We start from the raw sequence: 21,490 nt of genomic DNA on the forward strand, positions 1-21,490 counted from the left end.
TCCTGTAACGATTGAAACCATGCCTCGCTTTCAAACGATTTTTATCGCACTTGTTTTGACGACGTTGGTCGGTTGTGCCCCAACGCCACGCGGAGGACGTCCCGGGCCCGAAGACCCTGATGCTCCGAAAGAGTTCACGACGACAGAATCAGGATTGAAGTACAAAATCCTGCGTCGCGGCAATGGCGAGAAACCGAAACCGATGAGCTTCGTCACGGTCGACTACGCCGGGTGGCTCGACAGCGGCGAGGAGTTCGACAGTTCTTACAACCGCCGAGAGCCGACCAAGTTCAACCTTAGCAGCGTGATCGCCGGTTGGACCGAGGGCCTGCAGTTGGTCAGCGAAGGCGGCATGATCGAACTGAAGATCCCGTCGGAACTTGGATACGGGCCCGCGGGCATGCCAGGTTCGATTCCTCCCAACGCAACGCTTCACTTCAAAGTCGAACTGCACGACGTCCGCGGCGGTTGATCGAAATTCGACCTCGGTCGGCCTCTGTGAAATCGAAACGCCCCGCCCCGACCGCAGACGTAGCCTGACTCGCTCCGGCTTGTCGATTTAATCAAGAGTCAACCTGTTTCGTTTAACCGCAATACCGTTCAATGAAGCACCGGGTTGTGGCGCTTTCGATTAACCGGTAGCCGTAGGCGACGCTTGACGGAACACAACCTACCCTTCGGGCACGGGTTAGAGGAAAATTGAACGGTATTGCGTTTAACCGGTAGCCGTAGGCGACGTGCGGTGGCAAGTAGGTAGCCTTTGGCTGCGCGTTAAACGATAAATCAACAGCCCGGCTCATCGCGCGTTCGCTTTTTCGAGCTTCGCTTTCCAATACGTCCTCGCGGCGCGAATGAACGGGGCATATCGGGCGAGGTTCACGTTTCGTTGTGACCGCAGATGCTGCTCGTAGTCGCCCAACCACGTTTGAAAGAACTCAACGCTTCCTCGCGAAATGCGGCGTTCCCCCTCGATGTCGAAATACCACGGCGCCGTTGTGGCGGCGCGGAAGTGGTCTTCGAATAGCGTCACGACTCGGATCAACGCCCATCCGGGTTCGTCCACATTGATGGGCGGAATCTTGCCGCCGGCCTTGGCGTATTCGTCGAGTTTGGCGGAATAGTGAATTTTGCCGTTGTGGATCACCTCGAGATAATCGACCGGATCGCGAACGGTCAGCGTCAACTCCGGCGTCACACGCATCGGAACGCCCGTGGCCCCCTCAAAAACGTGCCCGGGCAGCTTCCCTCCCAACGTCGCCTGCAGAAGTGGTCCGTTGGTCGCAAAACTGTGTCCCGCCCACGCGTTGTCCCACCACTGTTCGCGTGATGTCACCGGGCTGGGTATTGACCGAACATTCTCATAGGTTGACTCCGCCGCGTATGGACCGGCGACGTACAAACGGTTGTACCCGACCGGATGCAATCCGCCGCCATCGCCGCTGCCCGCCAACGGGGCCATGCGGAACCCGGCGTCGAGCGTTTCCCAGTAAATCTGTTCGGCTTCGCGTCCGAGCAAGATCGCCGGACGTGGTGTCGCGGTCGAAAACGGTCGACCGTTCTTCGTTTGAAGCAACTTGCGATCCAATCGCAACCAATCCCCAAGCACGAAGAACCCGTCGATCTGTCCGCTCGCTAACATCACCGGCATTGACCACGCGAACGGGTCTTCGATCGCGACCTTCGGCTCGGCCGCTGCGGCGTGATTCTCCGGTGCGCGCAGAATCTCCGGTGCGTCAGTTGGTTCTTCCCCACGTCGCCGCTTCGCGAGATTCGCCAATCGATAAAACGCAGCCAGCGTCAGATCATTCGATTCCTTCGAATCGCTCGCCGATGGCTGAGGAAGGTCGTGATAGAACACCAACCCCGCAACGGCATCGGCGGATGAGTCGATGAACATCGGTTCGGTAAGTTTGGGCAACTCCTTGCGGTTGCGACGCGCACGCAGTTGTTCGAGCTCTTCCTCCGTAACGATATGCGATGAAGACCGAGAATCGTTTTCTCTCGCAGTATTATCCCTCGCAGTGTTATCCCTCGCGGCGTTCACAATTGCAACGTGCAGATCTTCCGCGGACATTCGTATCGGAAGGTTTTCCTTCGACGGCGGAACCAAACAATCGCCGCTCGTCCAACCCTGCTCCCGCATCGACAGGATGCGAGGGACGATCAGTGTGGTTTCATCTTCGCTCGTCTTTTCGATTTCGAAATTTCCGGCGATCACGCGAGACTCCGGCCCCCGGGTGACTCGAAATTCATACGGTCCTTCGTGCAAATTTACCTTGGCCTCGCCGTCGACGACGAATCCATAGCCCGTGTCTACCGAGGTTCTCCCCGCGAGGGGCCGTTTGACGGCTCGCGAAGCCAACCGTCCGTTCGCCCGGATCATTTGCGGCCGTGTCAGCTCGATTCGTGCGGATACGGGCTCTCCGGTGGCTTCATCCACCGCGAGAAACGTCAACGTGCCCTCCGCGGCATCGGCCACTGAAAAAAATCCGATCAGAAACGCAAACAGTATTCCGAATCGATCGCGTGCGAATCCGTTAGTTGGGGCAGGCCACTCGGTATTTGGTTTGGCGTTTGCTACAGTGTGCCGACTGCTGTTCGGACTGCCGTTTTGACGCACCCTCAGGCACCGGCGGCAATGACCTGTTTTTTCGCACCTGCGACGTTTCCTACTTTGTTGACGATTCACTGTGGCCGAAGACCTTTATCAAACGCTTGGAGTTTCTCGCGACGCGGACAAATCCGATCTGCAAAAAGCCTATCGCAAACTGGCGCGAAAATACCACCCGGACATGAATCCTGACGATAAAGCCGCTCAGGAAAAATTCAAACGCGTCCAGGAAGCCTACGAGGTTTTGGGCGACGAGCAAAAACGGGCAGCCTACGATCGCTACGGACCCGACTTCGAAAAAATCCGCGGTGGCTATCAGCCTGGCGCCGCCGGCGCAGGCGGTGGACCGACGTTTGACGGATTGGACATGGAAGAAATCTTCCGAGCCGCCGGTAAAGGTGGCGGCGGCGGAGGAGGCGGATTCGAAAACGGATTCAACGATTTCTTCGAACAGATCCTCGGTGGCGGTGCCGGATTCGGCGGCCGCGGAGGAGCTCGTCGTGCTCAACCGGCGCCGCCTCAACGTGGTTCGAACGTCCGTTACGAATTGTCGATCCCGTTCGAAAAAGCAGTCCTCGGTGGCAAGGCGGAGTTCTATCCGACCGGTACCGGAAAGAACGAAAAACTGTCTGTCACCATTCCGGCGGGGATCGAAGACGGTGCCAAGATCCGCTTGCGCGAACAAGGGCAGCAGATCCCTGGGGGAACGCCCGGCGATTTGATCCTGACGATCAAGATCGATCCGCATCCGTACTTCGAGCGCAAAGGCAAAAACCTCGAACTCGAACTGCCGATCACGATCGGCGAAGCCGCTTCGGGCGCGAAGGTCGATGTGCCGACGCCAAAGGGAACTGTCACCCTTTCGATCCCGCCACGCAGTCGCAGCGGCAAACGGCTACGGCTCAAAGGCCAAGGAGTCCAATCGGCCAAAGGCGACCCAGGCGATTTGATCGTCGAATTGCTGATCCAACTGCCCGACACCATTTCGGACTCCGGCATCGAACTGCTCAAGCAATTCGAAAGCGAAAACTCGTTCGAGCCTCGCGCGGGATTGAAGTTCTAAAGCGTTTTGAGAGCTGACGTAGCCGATCGGATACGTCAAATATCAAATCGCTCCTACTAGCCTGGCCCGATGAATCACTCGTTCGTCGGCGATAAATTCTCTGCCGCTGCGGCGTACGCGTTGTGGCCGGTCGACTCGCCTTCGAGAATCGGCTGTTGATCGGCTGGGATGAACGCCGCGTGCTGAGATAGGATTTCGGCGTACTCCGGGTTGGCGGCGAGGTTGGTCCATTCATGAGGATCGCTTTGCAGGTCATACAACTCACGCGAGCCATCGACATACTCGATGAAACGAAATCGTTCCGAGCGAACGGCGACGTTGCCGCGGCCGAACGTCGTGATCGCGGGATGATTCCACTTTTCGCTTTCTCCCGTCATCAACGGCACCAAACTGTCGCCCTCTTGCCCATCGTCGACAGGCAATCCCGCCAACTCGAGCAACGTCGGATAGACATCGATCAACTCAGCCGGTTGAGTGACACGGCGAGCCGGAACGGTGCCCGATCGACTGCCCGGCCCGGCGATGATCAGCGGCACTCGCGATCCGTCTTCCCACAACGACCGCTTTGCCCAACGTTGCTTTTCGCCGAGATGGAATCCATGATCGGAAAACAAAACTACGATCGTGTTTTCGGCATGTGGTCCTGACTCGAGCGCGTCGAGCACCATGCCGACGCAGTGATCGACAAACGTGACTGATGCCAGATAAGCCTGCACCGCGTGTGCCCACTGGCCGGCTTCGGTAACCCATTGATGCGTGGGACTGACGTGCATTCGGTTGGTTAAGTCGATTGCGTATTGGCTCAGATCGTCGCGGTCATCATCACGGACCTCCGGCAACCGAATCTTTTCGCGTGGGTGCATGTCGAACCACTTTTGTGGCACATACATCGGCACGTGCGGTCGGTAAAAACCGACACCCATGAAAAACGGCTTTTCGTGTTCCTTGCTGAGCTCTTCTGCAGCCCAACGTGCCGAACGCACATCGGGCATATCCTCATCACGATCGGGGAACGCACCCCAATCCCAAAGCGGATGCCCGTGCGGCTGCGATATCTTCTTTTCCGGTCGAGGCCCGAACCCGCCGACGCGGTTGTATTCCTGAAAGAAACGCTTTCCGCCTTTGTGGAAAATCTTGCCGCTCGCCATCGTGTGATACCCGTTGGCCGCAAAGGCCTCCGGCATCGTCAAAACTCCTTCGAGCGCCGGAGCCGCCTTCAGATCCGGTGACAAGAAATAGATTCCGGTCGTGTGTGGATAACGACCGGTCATCATGCTCGCCCGAGACGGATTGCACACCGGCGACTGACAGTGCGCATTCTCGAATAAAACACCTCGCGTCGACAGACGATCGATATTCGGCGTGATCGCCTGAGGATGACCGCCGAGACAGCCGACCCAATCGTTGAGATCATCGATCGAGATCAACAACACGTTCGGCCGATCGCTCGCAAAGACGGACGTTGTCGGTAACAACCCCGCAGCCGATAGCAAACAAAGCGTCAACGTTAGCATTCGAATCATGGCTAGTCCTCTCATGGATCCCTCTCAATCGATGTAAACAGTCAACGTGCCGACCTGCGCAATCCAATCACCCGCGTCCATTTGGCTTTCGCTTTTGCGGCGCGGACTTGGCCTTTCGTCTCCCACCCATGTGGTTTAGCGCTTCCATCTCGGTCGCCTGACCGCGGTCCGAACAATGTTCCATCCACTGCTCGAGTTCCGCTCGCAACTTTGCCATCACGGCAGCATACTCTGGATTCTCCGCGAGGTTATGCATCTCGTTCGGGTCTTCGACAACGTCGTAAAGTTCGATCTCCGGTCGATGGGTGTAGCGGTGAACCAAACGCGCCGCATCTTTGTCGCCCGATTCCGCCTTCGCGATCCAACTTTGGAAGAGTTTCGAACCGGTGCACATGTTTTGGAACTCAACATCCGGAGAGAAGTTCCAAATGTATTTGAATCGTTCTGATCGAACCGAGCGGATTCCGAAGTGGTCCGAACCATCGTTGATTCCGCGGGTCGTCATCTCCCCAAAAACAAATTGTTTGTGTTCCTGTTTTCCAGCAAACACAGGCAGCAGACTCTTGCCGTCCAGTACCGGGGCAACTACACCGCCGGCCGCCTGCACAAAGGTCGGCAGCAGGTCAACGTATTCCACCATCGCCGGGTTCACTGCACCGGGTTCAATCTTGCCGGGCCAGCGTACGATCATTGCCGACTGCAGTCCGTTGTCGTAGCAGGTCCATTTGGCAAACGGCATCGAGTTCCCTTGCTCGCTGACCACGACCAACAACGTGTTGTCCGTCATGCCGTGTTTGTCCAATAGGTCCATCGCCTCGCCGACTTGACTGTCGAAGTACGTGATTTCGGCGAGGTATCGTGACATCGCCTCGCGCGTTTCCGGTGTGTCAACGTGATACTCGGGCAACTGCACTTCGCCCGGCGGATACGCCGACGCGTCGCCTTTGTCCCATGGCGTGTGAGGTTCATTGGAACAGAGCAGCAGACAGAAGGGCGTTTCGTTCTGGTCGCACTCTTCGATGAACGCGTCGACTTTGCCAAAGTCAGGATTTTTCCCTTGGGGAATTGTCTCCCAACTGAACACAGACCGGGGCGCCACGTGCGACTTGCCGCTGTGTGCGACTCGGTACCCGAGATCGCCGAGGTATTGAACGACCGATGGTGTTCCTTTGGCGACGTGAGTGTGGTTGGGATACGCGCCGGTTTTGACCGGATACTGTCCGGTGTAAATATTGTGCCGGGTCGGCGAACACATCGCTGCGGCTTGGAAGCAGCGGGTGAACCTCATTCCCTGTGTCGCGAGTTTATCGATATTAGGCGTCTTGGCCTGACCGCCGTAACAGCCGATGTCGGAATAAGTGCAATCGTCCGCGATGATAAAAACGATGTTCGGTTTGCTATCGCGGAGCGGGGCGTCGTCAGCCGCATATGCGACCGACGTCAGCAGCGCAGCGGCCAATACCAAGGCGTGTGATTTCATGACGTGCTGTGGGGAAGCAAGGAGGGCGGCGACAATCGACGCGAAACATCGAGAAGATCCGTTCGAGGAAACCAGATCGCCGGAGTGCAAAGAGTATAGAGGATTGCATCGCACGTCGCACAACGCAGGACAGCGTGCGTGTTAGACGCGGACCGTGCACCACGCGTCCATGCGCTGGACGGGCCGCGAATCTCTACCCGGCGGCGTTTCTTTCGCTAAGAAACGATCGCAAACTTATCAGCCGCCGGCGTCCGCCGCGGTTCCCATCGGACAACCGGAACGAACGATCTTTGGCAAATGCGTTTGTCGACGTTGTCAGTTGCAGCCAATGACGCGAGTGCCTGCGGGTCATCCGCCTACGCTCATCTATCTACGTTCAACTGCCTTCGCTGTCACCGACGAGGCCGAGTTCGGCGAGCCAACGACGGCCCGTTTTGGCGGGAGCGGCGTTGTCGCGTTTTTCACGCTGCAACTCTTCGAGACGTTCCTCGAGTTCTTGAGCCCGCTTGGCGAGTTCTTGTCGTTCGCGTGATAGTTTTGCTCGTTCGAGCGAAGCCTCAATCTCCGCTTGACGGAACTTGTCTTCCCAGTCGTTCTTCAACTGTTGCAGACGCTCGCGTTCTTCCATCACGAGTTCGTCCGAATCGATCATGCTAGCGATCGCTGCCGCACCGATGGCGGTACCGTCATCACGTGTTCCGGATTGATTTTCGAGCAGCATCCGCAACTCGCCAATTTCCTCGTCACGCTTTAGCAAACTTCGTTCGGCTCGTTCAGCACGCTCGACCAACGACTCGACAAACTCCTGCGGAGTCGGAAGTGGTTCCGGTTCAGCCGCATCGCCCACGCCTTCACTGGCAGCAACAACCGCCTTGCCTCCTCCGTTGGACGACAGCGAACTGACAAACTCGTCCGCGTCGAAGGTGTCCTCTTCCATCTGACGCATGATCAGAGCTTTGCGTTCCTCCCATGACAACGAATCATCATTGCCGCTGCTCGCCTTGACGGTTTGGCTGACGTTGGATTCGGCAACCTGCGCCGCCAGCATTTCGTTCTGATGGCGTAGCTCTTCGTTGGTACGCCATGCTTCATCGAGCGTCGACTGAAGATGCAGGTAGTCTTCTTGCAGAGCGGTATGTTCGGGCGACAGTCCGGCGGGCGGGTCCGCGTCCGCATTTTCACCTTGGCCAATCCCTGGACATTCCACGCCGTGCATTTCCCAGCCATCGAGACGTCCATCGAGCTGGTCGAACCGTTGCAATAGAGTCTGCAGTGACTCGAGGATCACGACGGAGGTTTCCTCCATCACGCTCGCGTTCGTGGCGGGAGCGTTCGAAACGTGCTCCGGATCTTCGGCGAAGACTTCACCGTCATCTGCCAATTCGAGTTCTTCGGTGAATGACTCGTTGCGATCGAGGTACATTGCCTCTTCGTGTTGCGCGACATCCTCCGTCGGCGTGACATTCTCAGACTGCACGGCATCCGCATCCTCAGCGACCGTGTCAACAATCTCCATGATCGTGTCAACATCGTCAGCGATTGCGTCAACCTCGTCCGCAATGATGTCAACATCGTCGGCGTACGTGTCGGCGCAGACCGCATCGTCGAGGTTCGTCAAATCCGACTCTGCGTTGCCGGACTCTTCCGCCGTAGCGATCTCGCTCACCGTATCAGCGAGCGGCGTCGAAAGTGCGTCGGATTGTTTTGGCGCACCGATAGACTTTTTGGGCTGCTTGCGGCGACTCCTTCTTCGACTCGAACGTGACATACCGTGCGACTAGCGTGCAAATGATGGTGGATGGATCGGCGACTCAATCGCCTCAAGCAATCACGAAGGCGGCTTCCGTCAGTGTGCCCGGATCTGTTCGGATTGCTGGCCTTCGTGTTATAGTCCCGTCAGCGCCGATTCCCGGTTGCCCGCGATCAAGTTCAATAACGACTCGCGGATGCATCGGCGGGAACGGGCATTCAGGCCTACCGAAAACGTAGGTTACAAAAGTATCCCCCGCAAATAACGTTTAAGTCTGCAGAGCGTCCGTTTGGCCAAAAAGAAGACCGCCGCGAGGCCCGACCAATCCGCTGAAACCTCCCAACCGGATTCTTCGGTCGAAAAGCCCGATTTCGAAGCAACTCTGTCTGACATCGAATTGATCGTGAGCAAGCTCGAGAGCGGGGAGCTGTCGCTCGACGAATCGCTGCAGCAATACGAGTCCGCCGTGGGGAAAATGCGGCAATGTTACGAGTTACTCGAGGTCGCCGAACGACGCGTCAGCATCCTGTCCGGGTTCGACGCCGAGGGAAACCCGATCACCACACCGCTCGACGACGACGGTGACGGCGACGGAAATGATGCGGAATCGCTGAAGAACAAACAACAAAAACGCGGCCTCCGACGGGGCGTTTCCCAAAACACGGCCTCCGACGCCGGTGACGAAGACGATGACGGTGACGATGACGCGGATTCGGAGGATTGGTCATGATCGATGTGGCTGAACTGCTGCGGCCCTACCGCGAAGTGATCGAAGGCGAACTCGACCGCGCGTGCCGGTTTCCGGAGGGCTGTCCCGAAAAGCTCGCCGAGGCGATCCGGTATGCAGTGCTCGCCCCGGGCAAACGTTTGCGTCCGGCACTGGTGATGATGTCCGCCGAGGCCTGTGGCGGTTCGCGCGAAGACGCGTTCGCACCCGCAGTCGCGGTGGAAATGATTCACGCCTATTCGCTGATCCATGATGATTTGCCGGCGATGGATGACGACGATCTGCGACGAGGTCGCCCGACGACTCACATCGCCTACGGCGAAGCCACCGCGATTTTGGCCGGCGACGCACTGCAGTCGCAGGCGTTCGCACATCTCTACTCGCGTATTTCTGACCCCATTTTGGCTTCCCGGTTGATGGGTGAACTCGCGATCGCCTCGGGAGCATCCGGTTTGGTCGGTGGCCAAGAGGACGACCTCGCGGCAGAAACGATTGAATTGAGCACTTTTGAATCACCCTCGCTCGCCCAAAAACATCTCGAGTCGATCCACCGCCGCAAGACCGGCGCGTTGTTCATCGCTTGTGCGAAAATGGGAGCCATTGCGGCGGGAGGCAGCCAGGAGCAAGTCGATGCGTTGGCGAGATTCGCCGATGCGTTCGGTTTGGCCTTCCAAATTACTGACGATGTGCTCGACTTTACCTCCGACGCGGAAACCCTCGGCAAACGTACCGGGAAAGACAGTGGGCGGGGAAAATTCACATTCCCTGACCTGATGGCCGCTCAGCGAGACGAAGAATCTCGAGTAGAATTAGGGCTGGCGGTAAACCCCCATGATGCCGATCTAAGGTCTGGTCGCAGCGAATATGACGATTCCGAGACCACCACGCGAACGGACATCGACGTCGGGATCGCGTTGGCTCGAGAACAAGCTGCGGCACTCATCCAGTCCGCACATGATTCGATTGAGTTATTCGGCGCGGCGGGACAGCGGTTGGGGCTAATGGCGGACTATCTACTGGAGCGAACCTCATGACGAACAATCCTTCTCAACCGACCGGACCGAGACATCCGTTGCTCGCTTCGCTCCCCGACGCCACGCCGCTGGCGGAGATGACTTCCGAGAAGCTCGACAAGATGGCTGTCGAGATCCGCGACGTGCTGTGCAACCTGTTGGCCACCCGGACCGCTCACTTTGCATCGAACCTGGGCGTCGTCGAATTGTGCTTGGCTTTGCACGCGGAGTTCGACTTCCGCCGCGATCGTTTGATCTGGGACACCGGCCACCAAATCTATCCTCATAAACTGGTCACCGGCCGGTACTCGCAGTTCGAAACGATCCGCACTCGCGGCGGATTGATGGGATATCCCAACCCAGCCGAGAGTGTTTACGACCTGTTCATGACCGGTCACGCGGGCAGCAGCGTTAGCACCGCGGTCGGTCTGCGAAGCGGCGACATTCTGACCGGTCAACCCGACCGCCGAACCGTCGCGGTGATCGGGGACGGGGCGTTCCCGAGCGGGATCGTGTTCGAAGCACTCAACAACGCCGGCGCGTCAAAGGAAAATCTGACCGTCGTCCTGAACGACAACAAGATGTCCATCTGTCATCGCACGGGAGCGGTGGCGAGTTATCTCGATCGGCTGCGTAACAATCCGTTTTACACAGGGTTGAAAAACGAAGTCGTCCGGTTGCTCGACCACGTGCCCATGTTCGGTGACCCGGCGGAGCGTTTGCTCGCCCAAATGAAAGAAGGCGTCAAAGCCGGCCTGCACGGCGGAATGCTGTTCGAAGAACTCGACATTCGCTACATCGGCCCGATCGATGGCCACAACATCGCGTTGCTTCGCAAGTACATGAAACTGTGCCAAGAAGCCGAAGGCCCTGTGCTCTTGCACGTCGTGACGGAAAAGGGACACGGATACAAACCTGCCGCCGAAGATCCAGTCTTCTTCCACACTCCGCCGGCGTTCGAAGACCGTGGCGGCACGCCGGTCACCCGAGGCAGCGAAGGACGCCCCCCATACACAACGCACGCCCGCGACGCGATCGGCGAAGCGATGAAGCGGGACGACCGCGTGACGGTGATCACCGCCGCGATGTGCCAAGGCAATAAACTCGAACCGGTCCGGGAACAATTCCCCGAACGATTCTTTGACGTCGGGATTTGCGAATCACACGCGGTCGCTTTTGCCGCCGGACAATGCAAAACCGGCATGCGTCCGATCGTTGATATCTACAGCACGTTCTTGCAACGCAGCTACGATCAGATCTTCCAGGAAGTCGTGCTGCAAGATTTGCCGGTGGTGTTCATGATGGACCGGGCCGGCCTCACGGGCCCCGACGGTCCAACACACCATGGCGTTTATGACATCGGATACATGAGGTTGTTCCCCAACCTCGTGCTGATGGCTCCCGGCTACGCGGCCGAGCTCCCGATGATGCTCGACGCATGCTTGGAACACGATCACCCGACTGGGATTCGCTATCCGAAAGCCTCCGCGCTCGAGTTCGAACACACGCCGGCGCCGATCGAGATGGGCAAAGCCGAGTGGATTCGCGAAGGCGAAGACGGCACGATCGTTGCCTACGGGGCGATGCTCGAACAAGCACTCGACGCGGCCGAACAGCTCGAAGGTGAACTCAGCGTTGGGGTTGTTAACGCTCGCTTCGTCAAACCGATCGATCATGAAATGGTGGCCAAATCCATGGCCGACGGTCGCTTTGTCGTAACGCTCGAAGAGGGAACAACCGTTGGCGGTTTCGGCTCGGCGTTTCTCGAATCGGCAGCGGATCAGCGCCTCGACACACGGCAAATTCACCGACTGGCATTGCCGGACGTCTTCGTCGAACACGGCGATCGGTCCGACCTGTTGGCTGACGCGTCCCTCTCGGCAGACGGCATCGCCAGCACATGTCGCAACGCAGCAAGCAACGTGAGCGTGTGATGACACCTCCGACCGACGGCGACGAACCAGCCCGCACGGCACCCCACTCCGACAGCAACTCGAACGCTCCACACGAGGAGCGACTCGATTGGTGCCAATGCGGAGAAACGCCTCGGATCGTTGTCATCGGGACGCCCGAAAGACAACGCGTTCAGTCGGCTTGGCGACGATTGCGTCCGGTGGTCTCGGGCAGCGCGAAATTGGTCGCCGAAGACTTTGCATTCGATTACCAATTCACCGGCGATGACGCCGACTTGGTGATCGTGCTCGGCGGGGACGGCTCGATCCTGCAGTCGGCCCGGCAAATGGGGGCGCACCAAATTCCTGTGCTCGGCATCAACTGCGGCCGACTCGGCTTCCTCGCTGCACTCTCTCCGGAAGACTTCCTCGACGCGTGGCCAAAAGTCTGCGGCGGCGACTTTGCCGTGATCGACCATTTGATGTTGAAGGTCGAAATCGTTCGCGGCGAAAAGGTCATCGCCGAACAACTCGCGCTCAACGAAGCCGCGGTGTTGTCGGGACCGCCGTTTCAGATTCTCGACATCGACTTCTACACCGATGGTGAACTGGCAACGCAGTACCGTTGCGACGGTTTGATCATCGCGACCCCGGTCGGTTCCACCGCCCACAGTTTGTCAGCAGGCGGCCCGATCGTTCGTCGGCACTTGCACGCGATCATTATCTCGCCGATCAGCCCCCACACGCTGACGTATCGGCCCGTGGTCGAGTCGGCAGACACGTCGTTGGAGTTCACCGTCACCGAGCCACAGGAAACGACGTGCATCCTGGTCGACGGGCGTATTCTCGGCAAACTCGAAGATGGCGACCGGGTACGCGTCAACCGAGCACCGGTATCCTTCCGGATGCTGCGCGTGCCGGGACAGAACGATTACCGTACGCTGCGTGAGAAACTCGGATGGGGCGGTTCGGTAAACCTGAGACATTGATCGACATTCTTTGGCAATGCGATGTCGCGGTGGCCGTCGACAAACCTGCCGGGTTGAGCACGACGTCACCGCCCGGCACGGACTCGCTTGAGTCTTGTTTGCGTCGCCAACTCGGACGGGAAAACGATTACCTCACCGCGGTCCACCGGCTCGATCGCGACGTCAGCGGAGTGGTGCTGCTGGCGTTAACGAAAAAATCGGCACGGTTGCTTTCGCAGCAATTCGCCGCTCGACGCGTTCGCAAAACTTACCTGGCATGGGTGAACGGCAACGTCGCCCAAACACAATCATTTCCGCAGGATTCGCCCAACTCAACGATCCGATGGACCGACCACGTTCGGAAGTTGCCTGACGTCGCCCGCGGCGAAATCTGCTCGCCCGAAACACCGGGCGCGAAGAAAGCAGAGACGGAAATCGCCGTTGTTCACTACGACCGGAATGCCGATTGCACCTTGTTGCGGTTGTCACCGCTAACCGGTCGAATGCATCAACTGCGATTGCAAACGGCGTCGCGGGGACACGCAATTTTGGCAGACCCGATCTACGCAGCGCCGACCGAAACCCTGCCGCAACATTCCCAATGGCGGTTCGACACGATTGCCCTCGCCGCTACCAAGTTGACGTTTCATCATCCACGCACCGGTGTGTTAACGGAAGTCCAGTGCGATCGGTTAACTGAAGTGTGAACGATGCGTCCCCCCATTCACGAACGAATCCATGTCGACTCACACCGCCCCACAGCCTCCCACTTCGACGCACGCCGCCGATCTTCCGGATCCCGACGTGAACCCGGGGCGTGATGTCGTGATTTTTGACGGCCAGTGCAACGCATGCGGTCTCGCCGCGAAACGCTTGCACCAACTCGACCGGTTCGGTGACCGACTCTCGTTCATCTCCTTGCACGACCCTCGCGTCTTACAGTGGTACCCGAACCTCACGCACGATGATCTCATGGCGCAGATGTATGTCGTCGATACCGATGGTCGTCAACATGGCGGCGCAGACGCGCTGCGTTACCTGTCGCGACGACTGCCGATTTTGTGGGCGTTCGCGCCGCTGTTACACATCCCGGGAACCGCCGGTTTGTCTCACTGGCTCTACGGCATCGTCGCCCGTAATCGCTACTGGGTTTCGCGTCGCTTCTTCGGCACGAAAGACGTCTGCGACTCCGACGCCTGCTCGATTCACTTTCGCAAATAGTTCGCTCGGCCCTGCATGCCCGTGACGATCCGTCGACAGTACGTCGCCGGCCCATTACAACATGGGCTATGAACGAAACACCCCAATCCGGCGAATCGGGACCGGCTCTTCCCGATGTTGAAACCGCCGCGGTGATGCTCAAAGCCGCCGTGGGTCAAATCGAATTTGCGCGGCAATACACCCTCGAATTGCTCGCCGCGACGCCACAGTCGCGTTGGTATGAAATCCCCGAAGGCAGCGTCACTCACATCGCTTGGCAAGTCGGACACCTCGCGGTCAGCCAATACGGGTTGCTGCTGTTCCGCATCCGCGGCCGCCAACCCGAAGACCTCGATCTCATCCCGGGCCGGTTTCGCAAAACGTTCGGCCGCGGAGGTAAACCTCCCGCGACCGCCGATGGTCAACCGAGCCCCGAAGAGCTTCTCGCGAAACTCGGCGAAGTCCATCAACAGGCAATGACCGAGATCACATCGATCGATCCGGCGACACTGCTCGAGGAAGTCGACATGCCTTACGCCGTTTATCCATGCAAACTCGGTGCGATCCTGTTCTGCCCGATGCACGAGTCCATCCACGCGGGGCAAATCGGCGTGACCCGCCGTCACCTCGGCTTGGAGTCGGTGCGATGAAGAAACGCCCGGCGAAAGAGGCTTCCGACGAGGAAGTTTACGAAGACGGTTTGCGTGTGATCGAGGAATCGATCTACGACCACCCCAAGTACTACGACCTCGTTTTCGGTGCCGATGTCGCGGCGGAAACCAAGTACATCTTGGACTGCCAACACGTCTTTGGAACCGGCGAACCGGGATGGTTCTTTGAACCGGCCTGCGGAACAGGGCGTCTGATGTATGCGTTGGCTCGCAAGGGGCATGACGTATGCGGTCTCGATCTAAACTCGAAAGCAGTCACGTTCTGCAACGATCGGTTCCGCCGGAAAGGCTATCCCGAAACCGCGATTTGCGCCGACATGTGCGACTTCTCTCGAGCGGATTTCAAAGGCATCTTTCCCAAATCGCGTAAAAAGGCCGGCCCGGTCGAGGTCGCGTTCAACACCATCAATAGCTTCCGTCATGTCGGCAGCGAAAAGGACGCACGGGCGCACTTGGAATGCATGGCGGATGTCGTCCGTCCCGGCGGGCTGTATCTGCTCGGCGTTCACTTGACCCCAACGAGCGTCCCGCCGAGCGAAACCGAAAGCTGGTCAGCACGTCGCGGACATCTCGCGATCAACACACACATGTGGACGGTCGACCGAGATAAAAAGAAACGTCTCGAACGCTTCGGCATCCGCTTTGACGTTCACACACCAAGCGGAAGTTTTCGGATCAACGACGAACTGCGCCTCCGCAGTTACACCCCCCTGCAAATGCAGCGTTTGATCGACCACAGCGGCAAATGGGAATGCATCGCGACCCACGATTTCGGATACGAAGTCGACAACCCGATCGAAGTCGACTCCTCCACCGAAGACGTCGTCTACGTCCTGCAGCGCAGGAAAAACTAGGACACGCGTTCATTCGCACATTCGAATTGCGGTTGCCATCCGAAGTGACGATCCCCCACGTAGCTCGGTCTTTCCACGACCGAGACCACGAGAGGCTGGAAGTTCAACGATGTGCCCGGCGTGTTGGAATCAACACCGTATCGTCGTGCGGAGCATGACCTACCACCGGTGACAACAAGTGAGCCGAAGTGCGTAAGCACTCGGGTTGTCGGCCTGTTTGGTCGGGTAGATCGGTTAGCATATCAACCCGAGGCCTTACGGCCATTCGGCTCACGTAGCTCGGTCTTTCCAAGACCGAGACCACACACGCTCACGCTCGCACACAACCGCAGCGTTCGATGAACGACGCCCCGCTCTGCCTTCAACGCAACAACCCCAACCCGATGGCTCCGTCTTCGCTACGAATCCATCAAACAATGTCGATTCGCCATGCTGATGCCGCTGACGATTGCGCCGACGATTCCCACGAATCCTTGGTCTGTTCCGCAGAGATACAAATTCGGCAAATGGGTACAACCATCGAGTTGCTTTTCCGGCGCCCCGTAAACGGCTCCGTTGTCGTGGAACGTGAACCGCCGGATTGTTTTCGGCGTGAAAACGTCCGTGGCGACAACGTTCGATCGGAAGTCTGGCATGAACCGAACCGCGGAAGCCACCGCGGCATCGTACTGCGTTACTTTCTCCGCCAGATACTTATTCTCGGGTAACTCGCACCAACGGTCATGGTTCGCGAGCGTCGTGATCCGCACGACTCCGTCGGGCAACTCGCCCTCATCCGAGTCGTAGATGTAATTGTTCGGGCTGCAGATCACTCCGGTTCGGGCGTCACACAACGTATCGTCCGGACGTCGCCAGTGGAACTTATCCGAATCGTTGTAGAACACGATCGTGCGGTCAAAACCGAGTTCTTTCGGGTCACGATCGAGAACGCTGATCGATTCGATAAACGACAATTTGCCCGCCCGCGCCACTTCGGGCGTGGTGATGTCATCGCACATCCTCATCGTCTCGATGTTGCCTGCCGAAGACAAAATCCGTTTGCCTTCGATCTGAGTACCGTCATCGAGCACGACGCCGACGGCGCGACCGTCTTCGACGTGGATTCGCGATACACCGTGACGCAGTTTTAACTCACCGCCGAGTCCACGGAACTTTCGCACGAGGTTCTTCAGAATCACCCGCACGCCTTTGTACGGGCGACCGAAACCTTCGAGGTAGCAGGCCCGAAACATGATACAGAATTGGCCGAAGTCCATATCGTCTTCGCGGGCGTTGCCGTACCACATCAACGGGCAGAGCAACATTTCGATCAACAACGGTTCGCTCAGGTGTTCGGCCAACACTTCTCGTGCGCTGCGCATGAACTCAGGCGAACCACCGTCCATGTCGGAGTAATCGAGAAGCGAACCGCAGAGCGTTCGGAAGCCGTCGATCTGGTCGGGAAACCGAGACGCGATCTCGCTTTCGAGCAGTTCGATGTCGTTGGTGAAATCGAGCGATACGTCGGGAAACCGGATCGACGAACCGATCTGTTCGGCGAGTTTAAAATCCTCCCAACCGAAACGCAGTTGCCGGATCAATTTCGCGAGCGGGCCACGTTTGTCGCCTTTGCGGGCGAAGTTCGTCATCGCGTGCAAGCCGACGTCGTAGTCACGGCCTCCCATTCGATAGAACGAATTCAGGCCGCCGATCGTGTAGTGTCGCTCGAGAATGCAAACGCGTTGGTCGAAGTGGGCCAACCGAATACCGGCAGCCAACCCGCTCATGCCCGCGCCAATGATGATCGTATCGTACATGGAGAAACGAGGTGAAAGGTTGCGGACGCGACGTGGCGCGGAAATCGCGGCAGGATTCGCCTCGACGGAAACCGCCTCGACCGGAATTCGCGTGAACGTTGACCTGGGCTCCTCTCGCTCAGATATCCTTCATCTTGGGCTCGAGGTAGGTCACCGTCGAGTGCATGCTGGCCAGGTTGCCGTAATCCTCTTCCGGAATTTGGACCCGATGACGTTTGCGCAATTCCATCACGATATCGAGGAAATCCATCGAATCGAGTTCGAGTTGGTCTCGAAAGGGTTTCTGATCATCGAGGCCGTCGAGATCTTCATCGGGAGAGATGTCTTCGAGGATATCAATGATTTCGTCGCGGATTTCAGCGGGGGTCATGGACGCGGTTGGGGGTGAGGAAAACGGAAGGTTCAAATGGACGGGGAGTTCAGGCGAAAACCCTCAAATCGTGGGAGAGTCTCCCAGCAAAGCGATAGTTTCGACGCCAAGACGCAAACGCACAAGGCCATACGCCGGGTAGTTTTCGTCAACCCTGCCGGAGCGAAAGCCACCCCGCATGCGGGACGCTGACCTCCAGGCGGCGTCGACCGGTAAGGCCCCCCGTGCGTCGAAGCGGGGCTGAGCATTGCCAACAGCCTGAGCATTGCCAAAAGCCCGAGCGTTGCCACCAGACCGATGGCCGGGTGCCGATAGCCGCGGCAAAATCGGTCGGGAGATCAAAGCCGGCCGATAATGACAACCGAGTTGATCCCGAGCATCCCGAACGAATTGTTGAGGATGTAATCGACGCGAGGCTTTTCCTGAGGATCGTTCAGGACCAACCCGGGCAGATCGCAATCCGGGTCGAGTTCATCGACGTTGATCGTCGGGTGAACCACGCCGTCGTCAAACGCGGCCAAATTGCCGGCCAACTCGAGAGCCCCGGCTGCACCCATGGCGTGACCGATGTAGCTCTTCGTGTTGTTGATCCGCACGTTGCTCGACTCGCCGAAAATACTCCGCAGCGCCTTGCACTCCTGCGAGTCGCCGCTCATCGTGCCGGTCGCGTGGGTGCTGAGAATGTCGATCTGTTTGGCTTCCAACCCTGCTTTGTCGAGAGCCATTTGCACGCACTGTGCCTGGCGTTCCGGGTTGGGGAGCACGAAGTCGGTCGCGTCGGTGTTCATCGCGTAGCCGACGAGTTCACCGTAGACTTCCGCCCCGCGGGCCTTGGCGTCACTGAGCCGCTCGAGGGTGTAAAGGCAACCTCCCTCCGCGACGACGATGCCGTTCCGTTGTTTATCGAACGGTCGCGAGGCGGCGGATGGGTCGGCGTGCGTCGCCAACGCGTTCTGGCTGTTGAAGCTCGCGAAGATCCCGAACGTGTGGATGCTCTCGCTGGTTCCGCCCGCAATCGCGACATCGCATTCGTTCAGACGCAGCATCTGTGCCCCCTGAATGATCCCCGCGTTGCCCGCCGCACAGGCAGCACCGATGGTGTAGTGGGGCCCGGTCACGCCGAGATTCAACGCGATCTCGCCCGCCGGATTGTTGGCGACGGTTCGCGGGTTGTGGTGGTGCGACCAACAACTCGTGTCGTAATCGAATCCCTTGATTACAAAAATCTCGTTTTCAGTTTCCACGTTGCCGTGTTCGGTCACACCCACGTAGATGCCGACACGTGATTTGTCAACGTTTTCCCACTCGATACCCGAATGCGAGATCGCTTCGTTGGCCGCGTAAACGCCGACGCTACCAGCGCGGGTTCCCCGGCGGATGTCCTTCTTGGACTGGTATTTTTTGTCGTCGAAATCACAAATTCCCGCGAGGGTTTCGCCGAAATATCGAATCTCGTACGGCTGGACACCGCTGCGTTTCTCCAACAACGATTGGCGAAACGATTGCCAGTCGTTTCCGTTGGGAGCCGTCAACCCGATGCCCGTGATGACAATCCGCTGTTCGTCGGGAAGCTTCGATGCCAAATTGGGTGCGATCACGTGTTATTTAACCGAGAGTGGTGATGAATTGAGCCACAAAACCTACCGTTTCAGAGCCGAATACTCAACGCCCCGCTCGCTGGGATGCCGCGAATCTCGCGCCCCTTTTGGTGCGTCCCCGCGACGAAGAACGAAAAATCCCTACACTGTGTCATGGGCAACGTCATCGGCAACGCCGTGTCGTGTCTTTGGCACCGGGGTATCGTGTCATTGGTGTCGCGACACCGAGAGCGGGCCGCCATGAACGGGTCGCGGTTTCGTGGCGAAATTGCGGTGCCCAGGTACCTCCCTGAACTAGCTCTGAGAGCTGATCATCCGGTGGTCGTTGGCCCCGATTGTCCCGCGTTGACCGCGAGAAAGCCGACCGGCCGATCCGTTTTCACAGTGGACTCCACCCGACGTCAAACCACAGGCTCGACGTCAAACCGCAGGTCGACGGCCCCATCCGTTGTCCCGGCGACCGACGCCAGGCGATCCGCCCTCACGCACCTCCAACCCGATCGATTTGAAAAGCACATGGCCAAGGATTTTCTCAAAGGAATTGCCGACGAGTACGACGTTGTTGTGATCGGCAGCGGCCTGGCCGGAATGACGTCGGCGAATATTCTCGGCCGTGCGGGTCACCGGGTCCTGTTGCTCGAACAACATTACAAGCTCGGTGGGCTGGCAACCTGGTTCCTGCGTCCCGGCGGCCACACGTTCGACATTTCGCTGCACGGGTTCCCACACGGCATGGTGAAGTCGTGCCGACGGTACTGGAGCCGCGACATCGCCGATCGCATCGTTCAACTGAAAAACATCCGGTTCGATAACCCACAGTTCTCGCTGACGACGACGTTCAACCGAGACGACTTCACGCGGCTGCTGACCAACCGATTCGGGATCGCCGAACCAACCGTCAACGAGTTCTTCGACACCGCCCGCGGGATGAACTTTTACGACGACCAAACAACGACCACCCGGCAACTGTTCGATCGCTTCTTCCCCGGCCGCGACGACGTTGTGCGTCTGCTGATGGAACCGATCACGTATGCGAACGGGTCGACTCTCGAAGACCCCGCGATCACGTATGGGATCGTGTTCAGTAATTTCATGAGCAAGGGCGTGTTCATCTACGAAGGCGGCACGGATGACTTGATCGCTCGGATGAAAAAAGAACTGACCAGCAACGGGGTCGACATTCGAATCAATTGCCCGGTTGATCAAATCGAGGTCGCCGATAGCCCGTTGCAAGGCTCGCGGGTCTCGGCCGTGCACGTCCGCGGACGCCGGATTCCATGCCGGGCGGTCGTCAGCAACGCGAACTTGCGTACGACGATCCTGAAGATGATCGGCGAGGAAAAACTCGACCGAAATTTTGTCGAGCAAACCGAAGCGGTGCGGCTCAATAACTCCAGCACCCAGGTCTACATGGCTCTCAAACCGGGCGAGGAGATCGATGAATCGAGCGGCGATTTGTTCTTTACCAGCACGGCGAAAGAGTTCCGCACGGATCTCTTGCTCAGCCGTGATATCACGTCGCGAACGTTCAGTTTCTACTACCCACGAACGCGGCCTCACAAGAAAGAACGCTACGCGATCGTTAGCAGCACGAACGCGAACTGGTCCGACTGGGCCGACCTCAGCGACGAGGAATACCAGGCCAGCAAAGACGACCTGGTCGAGACGACGATCGACGCACTCGAGAAGTACATTCCCGGCGTCCGCGACAAAATCGATCGAGCGGAAGCCGCCACGCCGAGAACGTTCAAACACTACACGATGCACGAAGGCGGCGCGAGCTTCGGCACCAAATTCGAAGGGCTCGCCGTCAGCCGTGCATTGTCGCAACAAGTCGGCGGGATGTACCACGCCGGCAGCGTCGGAATCATCATGAGCGGATGGCTCGGTGCGATCAATTACGGCGTGATCGTCAGCAACGAAGTCGATCAAATGCTCGTCCGCGAATCATCCGCCGTCTGATTGATCATCGTA

Annotated in this window: 18 protein-coding genes; 11 read left to right on the forward strand and 7 right to left on the reverse strand. The window is 58.3% G+C overall.

What is annotated here, in order from left to right:
* The first annotated feature begins 19 nt into the window (after positions 1–19).
* A complete protein-coding gene (locus tag RSSM_RS32115; protein WP_008677067.1) occupies positions 20–472 on the forward strand; it encodes an FKBP-type peptidyl-prolyl cis-trans isomerase in 453 nt (150 codons plus the stop codon).
* Positions 473–796: 324 nt separating this feature from the next.
* Here the strand turns inward: RSSM_RS32115 and RSSM_RS09215 are convergent, their stop codons facing one another.
* A complete protein-coding gene (locus RSSM_RS09215) occupies positions 797–2,479 on the reverse strand; it encodes a hypothetical protein (protein ID WP_236621032.1) in 1,683 nt (560 codons plus the stop codon).
* Positions 2,480–2,690: 211 nt separating this feature from the next.
* Between RSSM_RS09215 and RSSM_RS09220 the strand changes: the two genes are divergently transcribed.
* A complete protein-coding gene (locus RSSM_RS09220) occupies positions 2,691–3,674 on the forward strand; it encodes a DnaJ C-terminal domain-containing protein (protein ID WP_008677071.1) in 984 nt (327 codons plus the stop codon).
* A gap of 74 nt (positions 3,675–3,748) precedes the next feature.
* Here RSSM_RS09220 and RSSM_RS09225 read toward each other — a convergent pair whose 3' ends face one another.
* The 3 genes from RSSM_RS09225 to RSSM_RS09235 all read right to left on the reverse strand — a co-directional run bounded on the left by RSSM_RS09225 (position 3,749) and on the right by RSSM_RS09235 (position 8,343).
* Positions 3,749–5,197: a sulfatase gene (locus RSSM_RS09225; RefSeq protein ID WP_008677073.1), complete on the reverse strand. Its 1,449-nt coding sequence runs from the start codon at positions 5,195–5,197 to the stop codon at positions 3,749–3,751.
* Positions 5,198–5,264: 67 nt separating this feature from the next.
* Entirely contained in the window at positions 5,265–6,677 is a 1,413-nt protein-coding gene (locus tag RSSM_RS09230) for a sulfatase family protein (protein WP_008677075.1), read from the reverse strand.
* A gap of 376 nt (positions 6,678–7,053) precedes the next feature.
* Positions 7,054–8,343: a hypothetical protein gene (locus RSSM_RS09235; RefSeq protein WP_236621033.1), complete on the reverse strand. Its 1,290-nt coding sequence runs from the start codon at positions 8,341–8,343 to the stop codon at positions 7,054–7,056.
* Positions 8,344–8,716: 373 nt separating this feature from the next.
* On the opposite strand from RSSM_RS09235, the gene xseB reads away from it, so the two are divergent.
* From xseB to RSSM_RS09275, 8 genes are all read left to right on the forward strand, one after another.
* Positions 8,717–9,157, forward strand: coding sequence for an exodeoxyribonuclease VII small subunit (gene xseB, locus RSSM_RS09240; RefSeq protein WP_008677080.1), 441 nt, complete (start codon positions 8,717–8,719; stop codon positions 9,155–9,157).
* Positions 9,154–10,188 (forward strand): polyprenyl synthetase family protein, encoded by a 1,035-nt coding sequence (locus RSSM_RS09245; protein WP_008677081.1) that lies wholly within the window; start codon positions 9,154–9,156, stop codon positions 10,186–10,188. Before xseB ends, RSSM_RS09245 begins: the two co-directional genes overlap by 4 nt.
* A complete protein-coding gene (gene dxs / locus RSSM_RS09250) occupies positions 10,185–12,101 on the forward strand; it encodes a 1-deoxy-D-xylulose-5-phosphate synthase (protein WP_008677082.1) in 1,917 nt (638 codons plus the stop codon). Before RSSM_RS09245 ends, dxs begins: the two co-directional genes overlap by 4 nt.
* Positions 12,101–13,048, forward strand: a complete 948-nt coding sequence (locus RSSM_RS09255) for an NAD(+)/NADH kinase (RefSeq protein WP_008677084.1) — start codon at positions 12,101–12,103, stop codon at positions 13,046–13,048. The genes dxs and RSSM_RS09255 overlap by 1 nt, the downstream gene beginning before the upstream one ends.
* Positions 13,018–13,734 (forward strand): RluA family pseudouridine synthase, encoded by a 717-nt coding sequence (locus RSSM_RS09260; protein ID WP_236621034.1) that lies wholly within the window; start codon positions 13,018–13,020, stop codon positions 13,732–13,734. Before RSSM_RS09255 ends, RSSM_RS09260 begins: the two co-directional genes overlap by 31 nt.
* A 31-nt stretch (positions 13,735–13,765) precedes the next feature.
* Complete coding sequence (locus RSSM_RS09265; protein ID WP_008677089.1) at positions 13,766–14,248, forward strand: thiol-disulfide oxidoreductase DCC family protein; 483 nt, start codon at positions 13,766–13,768, stop codon at positions 14,246–14,248.
* Between the two features lie 68 nt (positions 14,249–14,316).
* Positions 14,317–14,877 carry a DinB family protein gene (locus tag RSSM_RS09270; RefSeq protein WP_008677091.1) on the forward strand — a complete coding sequence of 187 codons (561 nt, stop codon included), beginning with the start codon at positions 14,317–14,319 and terminating at the stop codon, positions 14,875–14,877.
* Positions 14,878–14,927: 50 nt separating this feature from the next.
* Positions 14,928–15,752: a class I SAM-dependent methyltransferase gene (locus RSSM_RS09275; protein ID WP_044301999.1), complete on the forward strand. Its 825-nt coding sequence runs from the start codon at positions 14,928–14,930 to the stop codon at positions 15,750–15,752.
* A 398-nt stretch (positions 15,753–16,150) separates the two neighbouring features.
* Here RSSM_RS09275 and RSSM_RS09280 read toward each other — a convergent pair whose 3' ends face one another.
* The 3 genes from RSSM_RS09280 to RSSM_RS09290 all read right to left on the reverse strand — a co-directional run bounded on the left by RSSM_RS09280 (position 16,151) and on the right by RSSM_RS09290 (position 19,516).
* Positions 16,151–17,548, reverse strand: a complete 1,398-nt coding sequence (locus RSSM_RS09280) for a phytoene desaturase family protein (RefSeq protein WP_008677095.1) — start codon at positions 17,546–17,548, stop codon at positions 16,151–16,153.
* Positions 17,549–17,666: 118 nt separating this feature from the next.
* Complete coding sequence (locus tag RSSM_RS09285; protein ID WP_008677096.1) at positions 17,667–17,918, reverse strand: acyl carrier protein; 252 nt, start codon at positions 17,916–17,918, stop codon at positions 17,667–17,669.
* A 338-nt stretch (positions 17,919–18,256) separates the two neighbouring features.
* The gene (locus RSSM_RS09290) at positions 18,257–19,516 is read right to left on the reverse strand and encodes a beta-ketoacyl-[acyl-carrier-protein] synthase family protein (protein ID WP_008677098.1); all 1,260 of its coding nucleotides are present in this window, start codon (positions 19,514–19,516) and stop codon (positions 18,257–18,259) included.
* Positions 19,517–20,032: 516 nt separating this feature from the next.
* On the opposite strand from RSSM_RS09290, the gene RSSM_RS09295 reads away from it, so the two are divergent.
* On the forward strand, positions 20,033–21,478 hold the full coding sequence (locus RSSM_RS09295) for a phytoene desaturase family protein (protein ID WP_044302000.1): 1,446 nt from the start codon (positions 20,033–20,035) through the stop codon (positions 21,476–21,478).
* The last annotated feature ends 12 nt before the right edge of the window (positions 21,479–21,490 follow it).

Source organism: Aporhodopirellula sallentina SM41, assembly GCF_000346505.1.
Taxonomy (GTDB): domain Bacteria; phylum Planctomycetota; class Planctomycetia; order Pirellulales; family Pirellulaceae; genus Rhodopirellula; species Rhodopirellula sallentina.

Coding starts and splice junctions, on each gene's coding strand:
- RSSM_RS32115 (WP_008677067.1), top strand. CDS start 20: ATGCCTCGCTTTCAAACGATTTTTATCGCACTTGTTTTGACGACGTTG.
- RSSM_RS09225 (WP_008677073.1), bottom strand. CDS start 5,197: ATGATTCGAATGCTAACGTTGACGCTTTGTTTGCTATCGGCTGCGGGG.
- RSSM_RS09230 (WP_008677075.1), bottom strand. CDS start 6,677: ATGAAATCACACGCCTTGGTATTGGCCGCTGCGCTGCTGACGTCGGTC.
- RSSM_RS09245 (WP_008677081.1), top strand. CDS start 9,154: ATGATCGATGTGGCTGAACTGCTGCGGCCCTACCGCGAAGTGATCGAA.
- dxs (WP_008677082.1), top strand. CDS start 10,185: ATGACGAACAATCCTTCTCAACCGACCGGACCGAGACATCCGTTGCTC.
- RSSM_RS09255 (WP_008677084.1), top strand. CDS start 12,101: ATGACACCTCCGACCGACGGCGACGAACCAGCCCGCACGGCACCCCAC.
- RSSM_RS09260 (WP_236621034.1), top strand. CDS start 13,018: ATGGGGCGGTTCGGTAAACCTGAGACATTGATCGACATTCTTTGGCAA.
- RSSM_RS09265 (WP_008677089.1), top strand. CDS start 13,766: ATGTCGACTCACACCGCCCCACAGCCTCCCACTTCGACGCACGCCGCC.
- RSSM_RS09270 (WP_008677091.1), top strand. CDS start 14,317: ATGAACGAAACACCCCAATCCGGCGAATCGGGACCGGCTCTTCCCGAT.
- RSSM_RS09280 (WP_008677095.1), bottom strand. CDS start 17,548: ATGTACGATACGATCATCATTGGCGCGGGCATGAGCGGGTTGGCTGCC.
- RSSM_RS09285 (WP_008677096.1), bottom strand. CDS start 17,918: ATGACCCCCGCTGAAATCCGCGACGAAATCATTGATATCCTCGAAGAC.
- RSSM_RS09295 (WP_044302000.1), top strand. CDS start 20,033: ATGGCCAAGGATTTTCTCAAAGGAATTGCCGACGAGTACGACGTTGTT.